General features: G+C 43.1%; 14 protein-coding genes. 11 read left to right on the forward strand and 3 right to left on the reverse strand.

The features are described 5' to 3' along the window. Positions 1-70: 70 nt before the first annotated feature. The 7 genes from ACVBIL_RS17030 (at position 71) to ACVBIL_RS17060 (ending at position 6,176) form a co-directional block, all read left to right on the forward strand. Positions 71-553, forward strand: coding sequence for a hypothetical protein (locus ACVBIL_RS17030; protein WP_447168143.1), 483 nt, complete (start codon positions 71-73; stop codon positions 551-553). Between the two features lie 116 nt (positions 554-669). After that, positions 670-1,851 (forward strand): SIR2 family protein, encoded by a 1,182-nt coding sequence (locus ACVBIL_RS17035; protein ID WP_447168144.1) that lies wholly within the window; start codon positions 670-672, stop codon positions 1,849-1,851. Then, the gene (locus ACVBIL_RS17040; RefSeq protein WP_447168145.1) at positions 1,844-3,631 is read left to right on the forward strand and encodes an ATP-binding protein; all 1,788 of its coding nucleotides are present in this window, start codon (positions 1,844-1,846) and stop codon (positions 3,629-3,631) included. The genes ACVBIL_RS17035 and ACVBIL_RS17040 overlap by 8 nt, the downstream gene beginning before the upstream one ends. 14 nt (positions 3,632-3,645) lie before the next feature. After that, positions 3,646-3,852, forward strand: a complete 207-nt coding sequence (locus ACVBIL_RS17045) for a KTSC domain-containing protein (protein WP_447168146.1) — start codon at positions 3,646-3,648, stop codon at positions 3,850-3,852. Between the two features lie 57 nt (positions 3,853-3,909). Next, positions 3,910-4,425, forward strand: coding sequence for an SLATT domain-containing protein (locus ACVBIL_RS17050; RefSeq protein ID WP_447168147.1), 516 nt, complete (start codon positions 3,910-3,912; stop codon positions 4,423-4,425). Positions 4,426-5,089: 664 nt separating this feature from the next. After that, positions 5,090-5,569, forward strand: a complete 480-nt coding sequence (locus tag ACVBIL_RS17055; protein WP_447168148.1) for a DUF2947 domain-containing protein — start codon at positions 5,090-5,092, stop codon at positions 5,567-5,569. 31 nt (positions 5,570-5,600) lie between these two features. Beyond that, positions 5,601-6,176, forward strand: a complete 576-nt coding sequence (locus ACVBIL_RS17060; RefSeq protein WP_447168149.1) for a chalcone isomerase family protein — start codon at positions 5,601-5,603, stop codon at positions 6,174-6,176. 19 nt (positions 6,177-6,195) lie between these two features. Here ACVBIL_RS17060 and ACVBIL_RS17065 read toward each other — a convergent pair whose 3' ends face one another. Further along, complete coding sequence (locus ACVBIL_RS17065) at positions 6,196-7,125, reverse strand: DUF6268 family outer membrane beta-barrel protein (protein WP_447168150.1); 930 nt, start codon at positions 7,123-7,125, stop codon at positions 6,196-6,198. Between the two features lie 160 nt (positions 7,126-7,285). After that, entirely contained in the window at positions 7,286-7,900 is a 615-nt protein-coding gene (locus ACVBIL_RS17070) for a TetR/AcrR family transcriptional regulator (protein WP_447168151.1), read from the reverse strand. A gap of 193 nt (positions 7,901-8,093) precedes the next feature. Between ACVBIL_RS17070 and ACVBIL_RS17075 the strand changes: the two genes are divergently transcribed. Continuing rightward, complete coding sequence (locus tag ACVBIL_RS17075; RefSeq protein ID WP_447168152.1) at positions 8,094-9,206, forward strand: efflux RND transporter periplasmic adaptor subunit; 1,113 nt, start codon at positions 8,094-8,096, stop codon at positions 9,204-9,206. A 5-nt stretch (positions 9,207-9,211) separates the two neighbouring features. After that, on the forward strand, positions 9,212-12,304 hold the full coding sequence (locus ACVBIL_RS17080; RefSeq protein ID WP_447168153.1) for an efflux RND transporter permease subunit: 3,093 nt from the start codon (positions 9,212-9,214) through the stop codon (positions 12,302-12,304). 148 nt (positions 12,305-12,452) lie between these two features. Here ACVBIL_RS17080 and ACVBIL_RS17085 read toward each other — a convergent pair whose 3' ends face one another. Beyond that, positions 12,453-12,707, reverse strand: coding sequence for a YdcH family protein (locus tag ACVBIL_RS17085; protein WP_447168154.1), 255 nt, complete (start codon positions 12,705-12,707; stop codon positions 12,453-12,455). Between the two features lie 217 nt (positions 12,708-12,924). Here ACVBIL_RS17085 and ACVBIL_RS17090 point away from each other — a divergent pair, with 217 nt between their 5' ends. After that, the gene (locus ACVBIL_RS17090) at positions 12,925-14,928 is read left to right on the forward strand and encodes a methyl-accepting chemotaxis protein (protein ID WP_447168155.1); all 2,004 of its coding nucleotides are present in this window, start codon (positions 12,925-12,927) and stop codon (positions 14,926-14,928) included. Positions 14,929-15,151: 223 nt separating this feature from the next. After that, a complete protein-coding gene (locus tag ACVBIL_RS17095) occupies positions 15,152-15,724 on the forward strand; it encodes a hypothetical protein (RefSeq protein ID WP_447168156.1) in 573 nt (190 codons plus the stop codon). Positions 15,725-16,048 lie beyond the last annotated feature (324 nt).

Below are 16,048 nucleotides of genomic sequence, written 5' to 3' on the forward strand. Positions count from 1 at the left end.
CAGACAACAAAAAACGAAGTAGTATGTTGAAAAGATAAAGGACAATTAAACAAATACTTAAGGACAAGTAATGGATCCACTATCACAGCTATTCGCTGCATATCTTCAAGCTGCTAGCAATAACATAGCGGATCAACACATGGGTTCAGTGAATGCGACTGTTACGACCCAGAGCCTTGTCTATAACGACACAAATATTCGTTTCCAGCATCAACTTTGGAAAATCAGGCCAAAGAGTGTTTGTTCAGACCTTGAACAACAAGCCACTCAATATTCAAAGTGTACCCAACAAGCAAAAGCGATATTCGAAGAACTCTGTACTCAGCTATCAAACAATAGAGGCTTAAAACAGAAAGGCAGAAAGCTATCCAATATGTACTGTAATGCCTCCCTCAACTACAAGCCAATGATTGCTTACATCAATGAGCCTGAACAGAAAACAGAGCAAGAATTAAAACAGAAGGAGTGTAATTTGATGATTCTGAAGGCAATGCAAGATAGTAGCTCTGTGGTATTAGACAAAAATAAGAAGCCTGTGATGTGGTTAGCTTGATAAACCATCACTAACGACGAAATATAGAAGTTTTCGGAAATATCACCTGTTACACGATTGAGAGTAACAGGCGAACCACTGAATAACATGAATTTAAATCATCAATAAGGCACCACATGACAACGACAGTGCACAACCCTGATCAGTATATGTATGATTTTCAACATATCCTGACACATAGTAAAAAGAAAATTGGAATATTGTTGGGTGCTGGTGCCCCTGTAAGTATTAATGTCGGCATTGATGGCGAATGGAAGCCTTTAATTCCTGATATAACAGGACTGTCTGAAATAGTTAGAAGTAGCCTGTCGGGGATGGATATCACTGCTTTCAATGCTATAAGTACGTCTATGGACAACAACAATATTGAACTTATACTTTCTCGTATAAGATCACTTGCTGAAGTAATTGGTGAAGCAGAAATTCACGGTTTAAACTCTGAGGGTTATACGTCTCTTTCTGAAACCATCTGTAAAAAAATAAAAGAAGTGGTAGATCAATCATTACCTGATGGCGAAAATCCGTACTCTCATCTAATTTCTTGGATCAATGGAATTAATCGAGATTATGCCGTAGAAATTTTTACAACCAATTATGACCTACTGCTAGAAGAAGCAATGGAGAAAGCTAAAACTCCATATTTTGATGGTTTTTCAGGATCTAAAGCCGCCTTTTTTGACCCTTCAAGTATTTCAAGTAATGACATGCCTCCAAGATGGATTCGACTATGGAAATTACATGGATCGATCAATTGGTCTAAAAATGAAAAGAACGAAATAGTACGTGGGGATGGTTTAGATGAAGGCAATATGGTTTATCCCTCTCATATAAAATATGACCAAACTCAATCTGCTCCATTTTCGTCTTTATTTGATAGGTTAAAGTGCTTTCTTCTCGAACCTGACAGCTTATTACTTACTACAGGATTCTCCTTTGCTGATGCACATATTACAGCCAAATTGGATGAATGTTTATCAGAAAACAAGTCAGCAGCTATATTCGCCTTTCAATTTAATACATTAGATAAAGAAATTAACGCTGCAACAGCAGCCCTACGTAGACCGAATATTAGTGTTTACTGTCGTGATGGTGCTGTAATCAATGGAGTTAGTGCAAAATGGAAAATTGGCGATGAACCAAGTAGAAACTGGAGTGTAATTAGGCAGGAATACTGGCAAGAGAATCAATTTAATTTGGGAGATTTTGTCCAATTTTCCAAGTTCTTAGCTAATTCTGGAGGAGGTAAAACTACAGCAAAGATCAACCCTCTCGAAAGTGAGGAGGATAAAAGTGAGTAACAACCCAACATATCTAGGCAAAATAACTTCTGTTTCTGGTTCGTCTGTAAACGTTGAGTTAACTCCTCAAGTTAGATCTGGTTTACTCATAATTGAAGGTAAAACACACCGCATTGGGCAAGTAGGTAGTTTTATACGCATCCCACAAGGATATAACAATTTGTTTGGTGTGATATCCGAAACAAGTGCAGCATCCTCTACTGAGGATGATAGTAAAGAATTTGATGAAAAAAGAATAATCAAAGTAGAGTTAGTAGGTGAATCCATTGGATATGACTTCGAGAGAGGTATAAGCCAATTCCCATCAATATCTGAAGAAGTTCATTTAGTTACTGAAGATGATCTTAAAAAGATTTATGGTGAAAAAACTAATGGACAAGTAGTCATAGGTAAACTTTCTAGTTCAGACAGCATCAATGTTAGTGTTGACTTAGATAGTTTGGTAAGCAGACATTCTGCGGTGCTTGGCTCAACAGGATCAGGAAAGTCTACTAGCGTAGCAAGTCTTATAAGAGCAATTATTACTTCCCATGGAAGTAATGTCGTAATGCCTTCAGCAAGAATAGTATTATTCGACATACATGGTGAATATGCTTCTGCACTGAATGATATTGCGACTGTTTTTTCTATTACACCAACTAAAGAAGAAAAAAACTTCTATATACCTTATTGGTGTGTTTCCCCCTATAGTTTATGTAACTTTCTTTGTGGCCAAAATGAAAGTTTGAGCAATAAATTTATGGAATTAGTTCTCGAAGAAAAGAGAGCTTATGCCGTAAAACACACTGAACTTAATATTGAACCAGTGAACGTAACGGCAATGACTCCTCTGCCATTTAGACTAAAGAAAATCTGGTATGACTTAGTTCATTATGACAATGTTAACTATCAAGAAAAAGAGAAAACAAATCCTTCTTATGTAAATATTGGCTGCGCTGAAGACCTTAATCCACCTGTATTTATCCCTCCAGGACAGTCAAACAAACCTCCATTCAGTGGTAGCAAACAACTGTGGCGGAAGCAATTAGAGCAAATGCGAACAATACTACTGGATAGCCAATACTCATTTTTATTAAAGCCCGGTGATTGGACTCCGGATCTAAATAACGAAATGAAAAAAGACTTACCTGAACTTATTAGTACTTGGTTAAGTAATGGTAAACCAATTTCCATCCTCGACTTATCTGGAATGCCATCTTCCCGCCTAGAGTTACTGCTTGGCTCAGTCATTGAAGTACTATTTGAATCGGCTATTTGGGGGCGTAATCTAAGTGAAGGGATGAATCAAAAACCTTTATTACTAGTAATGGAAGAAGCACACCGATACTTATCCAGTGAAAACAGTGGATTAGCAAAGGTAATGACTCGTAGAATAGCTAAAGAAGGTCGTAAATTTGGTGTTGGTTCGATGATTGTTAGCCAGAGACCTTCTGAAATCGATGAAACGATTTTATCTCAATGCGGAACTCTTTTTTCATTAAGAATAAATAATGCGACTGATAGGGCACGAGTTAAATCCGCTATGGCTGACGGTCTGTCTGGAATTATTGATGCTTTGCCAATATTAAGAACAGGTGAAGCTATCGTTACTGGTGAGGCGGCAAAATTACCAATGAGATTCAAGTTTAGAATACCTCAAGAGGGTCAATTCCCTGATAGTAAAGACCCCAAAATAGCAGATAGTTGGTCTAAGGACTCTCAGCCATCAAATTTTAAAGAGCTCGTTAACTGCTGGCGTTTACAAAACACTAAACCAGCAGTAATAATCAACAACAAATAGAAGGTAAATAGCTAATGGAAAGAACACCTGTAGATTCAAGTAACGTCGTTTCAGTCGGATATGATGAAGGTACATCCACACTTGAAGTTGAGTTTAATAGTGGCCTTTATCAATATTTTGAAGTACCAGCTTACGTGTATGAAGAATTAATGAGCTCAGATTCCAAAGGTTCATATTTACATCGAAATGTTAAAAATACATACAACTACGATCCAATTTAACTTTTCAAAAAGCCTCTTTGAGGCTTTTCATCTCAATTTAACAAGGTATTACAAGAAATGAAGCAAGATAGTGTAACTGAGTTAGAAGCTATATCGAGCAATAACAGAGCTGATATTCATGCTCTAATAAACAATTGGCTAACAAGACTTCATGATGCTCAAACTGGTCACTACACTTGTTCAGAAAAATTATATAACAGAGCAAATAGAACAGGCTATGCTTTGATTTTAAGCTCAACTGTTGTGACTGCTATGCTGTTCATGGAAGCTGGAGGGTTATTAAAATTGTTCCTAGTTACGATGAGCATCGTATCAGCTACATTATCTGGAGTTGTATCTTTTGCTAGATTTGCAGAAAAAGCTGAACAACATCGTTCTGCTGCTAGTTGCTACGGTAAATTGAGACGACAACTTGAAAAACTTGATACTACAAAATCAAATATTAACGATGGTGAGTTGGATAAGCGCTTAAAAATACTAAGAATTGAATGGGAATACACCTCAAGGAATGCACCTTTAACACCTTTATCTGCTATAAAAAGCAAATCGAACACAGACATAATAACAAATTAATCTAAAGATGTTCGAACTTATCAAATAGCTCTCTTCTCTCCCCCACTGAGAGCTGTTTAATCTCCTTCACTAACTTATCCACTTTCGACTCTTGAACATCAGTGCCAAGCAACTGAGCCGTGGTAATGCCAAGCTCTGCCCTCACCTGTTCAATATCAAGATGGGCATTGGTGCTGGCAGTAATACTGACTCTTGCTTATATCTCTGTCTAGCGACAAATGGCTATGACCTATCGGTTTACAGGTAGTTTGCATCGCCAAATAGACAGTTACCGCCATACATTACACGAGGGGATGCTCCAACTGGCAATGGTTAGGCTTAGATCATGGTCATCAAGAGTGACGTTTTGTTCCTTAATCTTGACTGAGCAATAGCACTCCCCAAGCCTGCCCGTTTAGTGATACGCCAACAGAAGCTACCCTCACCTTCCCTTACCTGAGTTTTGGGAGCTCTTTATAATAAACAAGGGCCTGTAAGGAGAATAGTTCGATAAAAACCAGCTTAACTCACTGCCCTCTACTGACGATTTATTAATCGTGATTGTTGATTACTAAATCCGTTACACTAGCCGTTGGCTTTTATTTCCCAAAAACACAGCAGATACGTATAATACCGCTCAAGCTTTTACCGCCCCCTACTATTCATACTCTCTGGAGAACATCGCTTGGCACATACTTATATTCCATTTGAACAATACAAACGTAAATGGATTTTTAATCATAAAGACCTTCCTGTTACCGATGAAGACAAGGCGCTTATCTTGCCGCTGGATCAAAAATCGTCAATGGAAGTTTGGAATAAATGGATTAGCAATAAAAGTAGCCGTACAGAGCAGTTCACTAAAGGTGACTGGGCTGCTAAAGACAGTGCTTGGGTATTAACCGAACACTGGCAAAGTGCGTGGGACAGTGAAGTGGCTGAACTGCCTGAAGGCTTTAGCGAGCATTTCGGCTGGGCGGACGATGCAGCTGTTTATTTCTGTTACGACAAGTACCAAGTCATTGAAACTCGCTGGGATGTGTTTGTACGTAATTGGAAGGCTTTCCTGTTCTTTGATGATGGTCCACTGCTTATTTCACCAAAACAAAAACAAACAGCATTATTCCATCAAAGTGGTCAATTCCAGTTAGGTTCTCGCGGTTAATTGCCGCGTTATCTATCATTCTGAGGTTATTATGAAGTCCCTTTCTACTCTACTATTAGCAACCAGTGTGCTAGCAACAAGCGTGTTGGTTTCATCGTCACTGCAAGCTAAAGAAGTTGCTGGCGTACAATTAGATGACGCTATCAATTTGGGCAGCCAAACACTGGTGCTTAATGGCGCTGGCGTGCGCAGTAAGTTCTTTATCGACTTGTATGTTGGCAGCCTTTATGTGCCGCAAGAACTTGATTCAACTCAAGCGGTACTCGATGCACCAAGCGCTGCGGTGAGATTAAATATCACTTCAGGCATGATCACTGCTGATAAGATGAAAGATGCGATTAACCAAGGTTTTGCTGATGCGACCGATGACAATACCGCTGCAATTTCAGATAAAATCGCACAATTCATGGGGCTGTTTAGCGCTGAAATTGTTGCCGGTGACCAATTTACCTTGCTAGCCGATAAAGCGACCGGTGTGACTGCCTATAAAAATGGTCAAGCTCAAGCGACTATTGCTGGTGAAGACTTTCGCCAAGCACTGCTAAAGATTTGGTTGGGTAAAGAGCCTGCCCAAGATAGCTTAAAAGACGCTATGTTGGGCGAGTAAGTTATTCTAGCTCACCAAGCTAAAATTTAAATGTGACATCCAGGGCGGCAGCGCCTTGGTTGTCAATATCCTCAACACTGTTTTGCGGATTGAGCTCTAACTCACCATTAAAGAAATAGCCCGCGTAAGCATTCACGCTTACAGAGCGCGAAATATCCCAGCCGACTCTGGCAAAGCTTACCCACTCGTCAATTTCTGCGGTGTTTTTGTCATCGGCAATTAAGAAACGATTCGTCCGTTTTGATGTGCCAAAACCAAGGTTCCAATCAGAACTCAACTGATAACTCAGCTCTAAACCCGCTGGACCACTAAAGCCAGCAGAAAACGGATTTCCAAGTTTCAAGTTTTCAGTGATCTGCCAGTTAACCGCAATAAAAGGTACGGTTCGCACCTCATCGATATCATTTAAATAGGCCACTCCGAAACCGAGTAAATTGCCTGAGTCAAAACGATACATACCGGATAACACGGCGCCATAACTTTGTGCATTACTCGATGATGCACTGTCGGCATATGCATATTGCAGCTTGGGCGCAAGCATGAACATCCAGTTTTTATTGGGACGATAAGAGAGAGATAAACTCGCTTTATAACGTTCAATCTTATCCCAAGTTTGAGTGCTATCTTTTAGACTTGCCGAGCGCCAATCATAATCTAAATAATCATAACCAATACCCGCACCTATCGACCACTGGCTGTTTAACGCCCTACGGCCCTTGAAATCAAACATCCACTGGTCGCGCTGCAACTCGTTGCCTGCATCTCCAACATCGGCAGTACTGGTAGTGCTCCGCGATACACTAAGGCTAAAAGGGCTAGGTCGATATGAAGAGGATTGTGGCTTCGCATTAGCAAAACCCTGTGAAACGGGGATCAAGCTTGATAAGGCCATCGCACTCAAAGCCAAAGACTTTTTCATGTTGCTAACTCCATTAGCTAAAACAATCATCACAATCTGATGAAATAAATGACGCAAATATAAATGTAGGTTTGTACGTCCAACCTAAGAGCTGGGATCACCTTGTATTCTATAAAATAGTTTTTATCAGTACTAAGTGCAACGCACAAAGCAACAAAGGAGCCAATGGCTCCTTTGTTGCTTGTTTTCATTAACGCACTTTATATGCCCGTAAAAACATCTCTACGGTTTCACTTATGTATTGTTCTCGCTCAGGCAGTAGCTCGCTGACATCGAGCCCTAGATCAAGCCTCATACGTACTTCACCGAAAATCATCAAGCAAAGACGTACGGCGCAATGTTGAGGATGATTAAACTCATATACACCAAGCTCTGACACACTGGTTAAGTAACCCTGCAATAAGCCTAAGATATGCTGTGGTCCGGCGCTATAAAACAGCTCTGAAAGCTCCGGGTGCGAGTCGGCTTGTGCCACACACGCCTTAAAAACGGTGACCGCCTCAGGGCTGGTGATCACCTCACCAAAATGTTTGGCAAACAAAGATAAACTGGCTTCTGGAGTCGATGGATCTGATAAAAGCTCTTGGTTCACACCATGCACTAAACACTTGGACTCAATCGATGCGACGAAGAGATCGTCTTTACAGCCAAAATGTGAATAGACAGTTTGCTTTGACACGCCCGCTAACTTAGCCACTTCATCCATGCTGGTATGAGAAAAGCCCTGCTCACAAAATAGATCCTTTGCGGCTTGTAAGATCTGCTCACGCTTTTGTTCGCTTCGTCTCAATACTGGTGCATTCATAGAGGGCTTCACTCCTGAGTTTGGCCGTGCTGGTAAATCAATAGTGCTATTTAAGCACAAGTTAGACTGTTCAGTCCATTTAACACCAAAATAGACTAGACAGTCTAGTTTCGAAACACTAGACTAGGCAGTCTAGTTTAACCAATATTTAACCTAACGTTCTAAATTGCGTTACCAATATAGGCTGAAAGTAATGAATATCAAAAGAGTTATAACTCGTCGTAAGCTGCTGCTTAGCTTAGTTGCAGTCACTCTATTGCCAGCATGCCAAGACTCCGAAGTCGAACAAACGTCGACACCGAGTTATCAGTCTGTTAATGCCGAGCCGTTAATTCTCAGCGATGGATATCAATTTGTTCAAGAGTTTTCTGGCACGATTAGAGCGGGAAATACCACAGAAATAGGCTTTGAGCTTGCTGGTAAAATTAATACCTTAGCAGTGGATAGTGGCGACAGAGTTAAACAAGGCCAGTTACTCGCAAAGCTGGATATTCGCCTGTTAATGGCTGAGAAGAATGAGCTAGATGCAAGTCTTGCACAAAATAAAGCCGACTTAGATTTAGCCAAGGCAACCTTAAATAGAAGCCTAGAACTACAAAAACAAGGTTATGTATCGGAGCAACAATTAGATGAACTCAAAGGGCAACTCAGTAGTTTACAGGCAGCCAAAAACCGCTTAACCGCGTCACAACTTGCTAATCAATTAAAAATAGAAAAATCAGATTTGCTGGCGCCCTTTACTGGTGTGATCAGCAAGCGTAACCACAACTTAGGCGAAGTCGTGAGTGTCGGTAGCCCTATTTACACCATCATAGAGCAGAATAATATCCAGGCTCATGTCGGGGTACCTGTTCTGATAGCCAATCACTTAGTCAGCGGCCAAAATGTAGATCTACGTGTTAGGCAGCAACATTATCACGCTCAGATAGCTGGTATTGGCGCCGAACTTAATCCTGTGACTCGCACTGTTGAATTAAGGTTAACCCTCCCCACCGATGCTAACGTTATTAACGGTGAACTTAGCTACTTTAATTACCAAAAAACTATTGCCAATCAAGGTTATTGGGTGCCGATTAGTGCATTGACCGATGGCGTGCGTGGTTTGTGGAATATTTACGTGCTTACTCAGGCAGATGAGCCACTGTTTAGCATCGAACGCCGAGACGTCGAGATCATCTATACCACCAAAGATAAAGCCTTTATCAAGGGGGCAATTATGCCCAATGAGCAATATGTCTCTCAAGGGCTGCATAAATTGGTCGCGGGTCAGCTCGTTACTGCACAAGCTCAACTGGCGACGAGGTAAAACAGATGGTCAAGTCATTAGTTGAAAATGGTCGCCTGATTAGTTTAGTCATCGCCCTGCTTATCGTTGCCGGATTTGGCGCTATATCAAGCCTTCCGCGTATGGAAGATCCTGAAATCACCAATCGTTTTGCCTCGGTGATCACTCATTATCCCGGGGCCTCTGCCGAGCGTGTTGAAGCGCTTGTCACCGAAGAACTTGAAAGCGAGCTAAGACGGCTCGAAGAGTTAAAACTGGTACAGTCAACTTCGCGCCCTGGCATCTCTGTTATCCAGCTGGAGCTAAAAGACAGTGTGATTGAAACCGCACCAGTGTGGTCCAGAGCCCGCGATTTAATCGCCGATGCTAAAGGCCAGCTGCCCGTTACAGCGCAAAACACCACCTTAGATGACCAACTCGGTTACGCTAATACCGCTATACTCGGTATCGTTTGGCGCGGTGGGGGTGAAGTGCGTACCGATATGCTTAACCGCTACGCAAAAGAACTACAAAGCCGACTACGGCTGCTCAACGGTACCGACTTTGTTAATCTCTACGGTCAACCTATCGAAGAGATCTTGGTTCAGCTCGATGGTCACAAGGTTAACCAAATCGCATTATCGGCGCAGTCTATTGCCCAGATCTTACAAAATGCCGATGCCAAGGTATCTGCAGGAGAGATCAATAACGACAACTTTCGTGCGCTCATCGAAGTCTCCGGTGAACTTGACTCGATTGCACGCATCGGCCAAGTCCCGTTAAAAGTTACCGATAATGGCCAGATAATCCGTTTAGCCGATATTGCTCACATTAGCCGACAACCCAAAGAGCCGGCCACCAGCATTGCGCTAATAGAGCAACAACAAGGGGTAATGGTCGCCGCCAGAATGCTCAGTAACACCCGTGTCGACCTATGGCTTGAACAAGTTAGGCTGTCAGTTAATGAGTTACAAAGCAGTATTCCTGCCAATATCGAGATTGAGTGGCTATTTGACCAAGAAGGTTACACCACAGATAGACTAAGCGATTTAGTGGGCAGCTTATTATTAGGCTTTGTGATTATCTTAGTGGTGTTGATGCTGACACTTGGGCTACGAAACGCGGTGATCGTCTCGCTGTCTTTACCACTGACTGCGCTATTTACCTTAGCCTGCATGAAATATATTGGTCTGCCTATTCACCAAATGTCGGTCACAGGATTAGTGGTTGCTCTGGGTATTATGGTTGATAACGCCATTGTGATTGTTGATGCCATCTCTCAGCGCCGTCAAAAAGGCATGGATAGACTCAATGCAGTAAAAGAGACCTTGCAGCATCTTTGGTTACCGCTTGCAGGCTCAACCATTACCACTATGCTCGCCTTTGCGCCAATTGTGTTAATGCCTGGTGCTGCCGGTGAGTTTGTTGGCGGCATTGCTATCTCGGTCATGTTTGCCTTACTCGGCTCTTTTATTATCTCGCATACGATTATTGCAGGCCTTGCCGGCCGCTTTGGCGCTGATGGCAAAGGCACGCACTGGTATCACCACGGTATTAACTTACCCTTTATGAGTAATGCCTTTAGGCAAACATTGACGCTTGCGTTATCACGCCCTTTGCTAGCAGCTGTGGTCATCGGCGTATTACCCGTGATGGGCTTTATTGCCGCAGGCAAGATGACCGAGCAGTTTTTTCCGCCATCTGACAGAGATATGTTCCAAATTGAAGTCTATCTCGCTCCGCAAGCCAGTATCAGCAACACCCAAGCGCAAGTGGCAAAAATCGATGCCAATTTACGTCAAACCAATGGTGTAACTCGCATTGATTGGGTGATAGGCGGCAATGCTCCCTCTTTCTATTACAACTTACTACAACGCCAACAAGGCGCCAGTAATTACGCTCAGGCTATGGTTAAAGTCCAGGATTTTGCCACTGCAAATCAGCTTATTCCTCAGTTACAGAAATCATTAGATAAAGCTTACCCACAAGCACAGATTATTGTGCGTAAGCTTGAACAAGGCCCCCCCTTTAATGCGCCTGTCGAAGTCCGGATTTTTGGCCCCAACCTTGACCAACTCAAACTACTTGGCGAACAAGTGCGCAAAACGTTATCTGATACCCAAGATGTTATCCATACCCGCGCGACCCTCAGTGCTGGCGCGCCAAAGGTGTGGTTACAGATTAATGAGGATGCCAGCTTAATCAGTGGCTTATCATTAACTGATATTGCTAAGCAGATAGAGATGGCCACCACAGGCATTAATGGCGGTAGTATTTTAGAGCAAACCGAATCTCTACCGGTTCGGGTGAGATTAAGCGACAGCACCCGCGAGGGACAAACAACACTGTCGGCTATCACACTGGTGTCTAATCAAGGTAACGGCATTCCACTCTCGGCCATTTCTAGCAGTCAAATAGAGGTCAGTCGCGGCGCGATTCCAAGGCGTGATGGTCAGCGAGTCAACGTCATTGAAGCCTATATAACCTCAGGTGTACTACCGCAAACCGTGGTTGATAGTGTCAGCGATAAGCTATCTGCTATCACACTACCCAGCGGGTACCGTATTGAGCTCGGTGGCGAAAGTGCTAAACGTAACGAGGCGGTGGGTAATTTAATGTCTAACCTAGTGCTGGTCGTTACCCTACTGCTGGCGACTGTAGTGTTATCGTTTAACTCATTTAGACTTACCGGGATCATTTTATTCAGTGCGATTCAGAGTGCAGGCTTAGGCCTACTCGCCGTTTATACATTTGGCTACCCATTTGGCTTTACGGTGATTATCGGCTTACTCGGCTTGATGGGACTGGCAATTAATGCCGCGATTGTCATTTTGGCAGAGCTTGAAGAGGTGCCTGCCACGCGAAATGGCGACACTCATTTGATTGTAGATTTAGTGACAAGTTGCGGCCGCCATATTGGCTCTACCACCATTACAACCATTGGCGGTTTTTTGCCGCTGATTATTGCTGGCGGTGGTTTTTGGCCGCCTTTTGCGATTGCAATTGCAGGGGGGACATTACTGACGACCTTACTATCACTGGTTTGGGTACCAACCATGTACCATTTAATCATGCGACCTAAGAAAGCGTCTCAAATAAGCTCAGATGTGCCGCTAACACGCGAAAAAGTGAGCCTATAAGCTTTGGGTAAGGTGGCCATTACGCTGGCCCCTTTACTATTGTTTGTATAGGGGCAAAATGCCGTACTTAGTTTATTCTTGGGCTATTTAGCAGCGTTACGAGAAATAGCCTGAAGAGGCTCTACCGATCCTCATAAAAACGTACACCTTAATCGGCTAATTTCGAATGTGCCACTAGCATCTGATAAATTTGATCCTTAAGTGCCACCCGCTCCGCCTTTAATTCCATAAAGTGCGCATCACTGGTCGGCACTTCATTTTCTTCCAAGCCACGAATTTGATGATCGAGTTGGTGGTATCGTTTCGCTAATACGCAAAACGCGTTATTACGGCTCTTAAGTTCAATAATCGCTGACAAGTATTCTGGAAACTCGTGGGTCAGCAAGTGGTTTTCACCCAACATATTTCTCTCCTTATTATTTAATCATTATTATGCGATCAATAGACATTATCGTCGTTAGCTTAACGCTTAGCTAGCGATCGCCGTTATTTCACATCCTGCTTACTGTAAAGATATCTTTAGCCAATTTGTTATCAATGGTTAACTTATAGACCTGCATCAATTCTTTTTTAATAGAAATCAATTAAATTAGATTAACTATCAGCAAAATAAAAACAGTATGAACTATAAAAACTGGCCAATTGCTAAGCAAATTGGCGTGCTTGCTTTATTACTTACCGTGCTCATTTTTGGCTTTCTAGGCTGCGTCTCCTATCTAACCGCTTCTGATGTGTTAAAAGACAAAGGGGTCAGCGCGATGCAGGCCCAAACGAAAGGCACTGCCGATTTAATTGAGCTGCAATACGAGAGCCTATTATCACTCGCCGAACGTAATGCCGACGTGTTTCGCGCCATGTATCCTGGTAACTTCTTTAAGCCGAATAAAACGGTTAGAGTCATGGGTGTTGAGACTCCAGCGCTCAGACATGAAAGAGAACAGATCAACGCCTCTAAGAGTAAAGTCGACCGTTACTCTAACTTAACGGGCGGCAATGCCACCGTATTTGTTCGCGATGGAGATGACTTTATTCGCATCTCCACCTCGTTGAAAAAGGCCGATGGCAAACGTGCATTAGCCACCTATCTTAATAAAGAACATCCAGCCTATAACGCTATGCTAAAGGGTAATGACTACGAAGGTTATGCTCAGCTGTTTGGTAAAGATTACATGACCATCTACCGTCCAATTAAAAATAGCAACGGTGAAGTGATTGGTATTTTATACATAGGCTTCGATATCAGTGGTTCCTTAGCGCAATTACGCGGCGCGATTAATAAACTCCAGTTAGAAGAATCTGGCCACTATTTGTTGGTGCGTAAATTAGACCACACTATTGTTGCTCATCCTAAGCACCCTGCTGGTAGCAAAGTCACTGCAGACACCCTTGACGGCATCAGCCTAGAGCAAGCTATGACTCACCAAGGATCATGGCAATACACCAATAATCAGGGACAAACGGCCTATGCCTATACTATCGATATCCCTGGCTGGAACTGGGCGTTAATCGGTCAAGTTGATGCAGCTGAGTTAAATGAAGAAAGTGTAACGCTACTCAACATCAATATGGCTGTATCGGTTATCGGTATGATAGTGATTACTTTCCTCTTGTCTCTAGTGCTGGTTCGAACACTCAAACCGCTTGGAACCTTGCAAGATCAGCTTGAAAAACTAGGTGCTGGCGATCTGTCTCAACACATTGTAGCTAGCGAGGCTAACAGCAAAAATGAGGTCGATTTAATCACTAACAGTACCGCCAAGATGGCGACGAATCTTAGAGAGCTGATATTAGCGCTGCAGCAATCTGTTACCGCACTGCAAACACACGCGAGCCATACCCAAGAGACCGCCCGTTTAAACGGTGAAGAGGCCCAATCTTTAATGGCGCAAACGGACCAAATTGCCACAGCCATCGAAGAGATGTCAGCCTCGGTGCGTGATGTTGCAAACCATGCCAGTGAAGGCGCGACCATGAGTCAACGGGTCGACGATGCAGCAAAAGGCGGCCAGAGTAATTTGAACGATCTCGTCAACGGTCTACAAAGCTTAAGCCGTCAGCTATCCGATAGTCATAGTAGCGTGGAAATCGTTAATAAAGAGAGTCAAGCCATTAGCAAGGTCACTGAAGTGATTAACAGCATTGCTGAGCAAACTAACTTGCTGGCACTTAACGCTGCCATTGAAGCGGCAAGAGCTGGCGAGCAAGGCCGCGGCTTTGCTGTGGTCGCCGATGAGGTACGCACATTGGCCCAGCGCACCCAAACGTCTATTGCCGAGATCTCACAAACCATTACTCAGCTACAGTCTCAAGTGAAGCGGACTGCAGAGCAGATGAATCAAAGCAATGAACTCGGTGACGTCTCAGCCGCACAAGGTAATGAAGCGATTACCCAGCTCATTGAGATCAACACCAGTATCGCCGAACTCGCCACAACATCAACCAGTATTGCTAGTGCTACCGAGCAGCAAAGTGCGGTTGCCGAAGAGATCACCCGCAATCTGCACCAAATCACCGAGCTTGCCAGAGACGGTGAGCAGCGTGCTGGAGAGAGTGTTGACTCGGCAGAAAGCTTAGCGGCCATTGCCAATGAGATTAATACTAAAATCAGCGTGTTTAAGGCATAGTTTCTCAGCGTAAATCACTTTGATTTATAGATGATGTAATAAAGGCAACAGTTAGCTTAACTGTTGCCTTTTTTATTCAAACATTAAGCAGCCTCGTCAACATAGACTTATGATTTTCAATGTGTTTATCGAGTTAATCGCTAGATTTACCCACTAGTTAAGATTTATAATCGCGCAACTATATTGTTAAAAAATCCCAACCTACCCTATTAAGAGTACCAATATGTTACGCAACTTATTATTAATATCATTCATCGTTATTCTGGCTGGTTGTGCCAGTCCGCAGACCAATACGGTTGAGGGTAAAAAATTATTGATTGTCGCCGGTAACGGACTCAATACGACGTATGAGGATAGCCCTGCCGCAAATGGTTTTCTGTTTGAGGTGAGTGAAACTTTTGCCACCGATCTTGGCAATAAACTCGAAGAGTTTGGTTTTGAGTCTTACCTGTTTGTGAGTAAAGATGCGGCGACCTATAAACAGGAGTACCAACGCGCGGTTAACCGTTTGATGACTGATGAGACCATCGATGGAGTGGCCGAGATTAAAGTGCTGCACACCAAAGATGGTAAGGTAAACGAAATCGCTGTTTACGCAACTTACTTTACGACAGACCTGATGACCAAAGGCTGCGATCTACGTACTTCTAAAAACTGTTACAGCGTTAAAATACTCGATAAAGTCGGCGACCGAAAACATTTGATTGTCGATCAAGCAACTGGAAACTTTAATGAGACCCCAGTGTCTGAAATGGTGATGGATACCGCGCTGTTCATCTATCGCGCCGAGCTGTAAGGCCTATTCGTCGCGCTACGCATTTGTCTGCTGCACTAGGCTTCTACAGAGGCCTAGTAATACGTTACTTTCCCTTAGCCTGCCCGTCTTCGCTTGTACCTAGCACCTAAAATCTAGGATCTTCATTTAATGTAGGTCGGCATTTATGCCGTCAGTTTTGAAATATTACATAAGCTTTGATGGGCTAAAGGCCAACCTACAACAAACAGCAATGGCTTCCACCTAGAACCACGAAGCTGCTTTTAGTTTTTCCGTAAGCGAAGCGTTCCGTAAGTGAGCCAGCGAACGTTCCGTCAAGCGTAAGGCCGCAGGCCGCTCGGCTTT

The organism is Shewanella sp. 125m-7 (assembly GCF_052977045.1).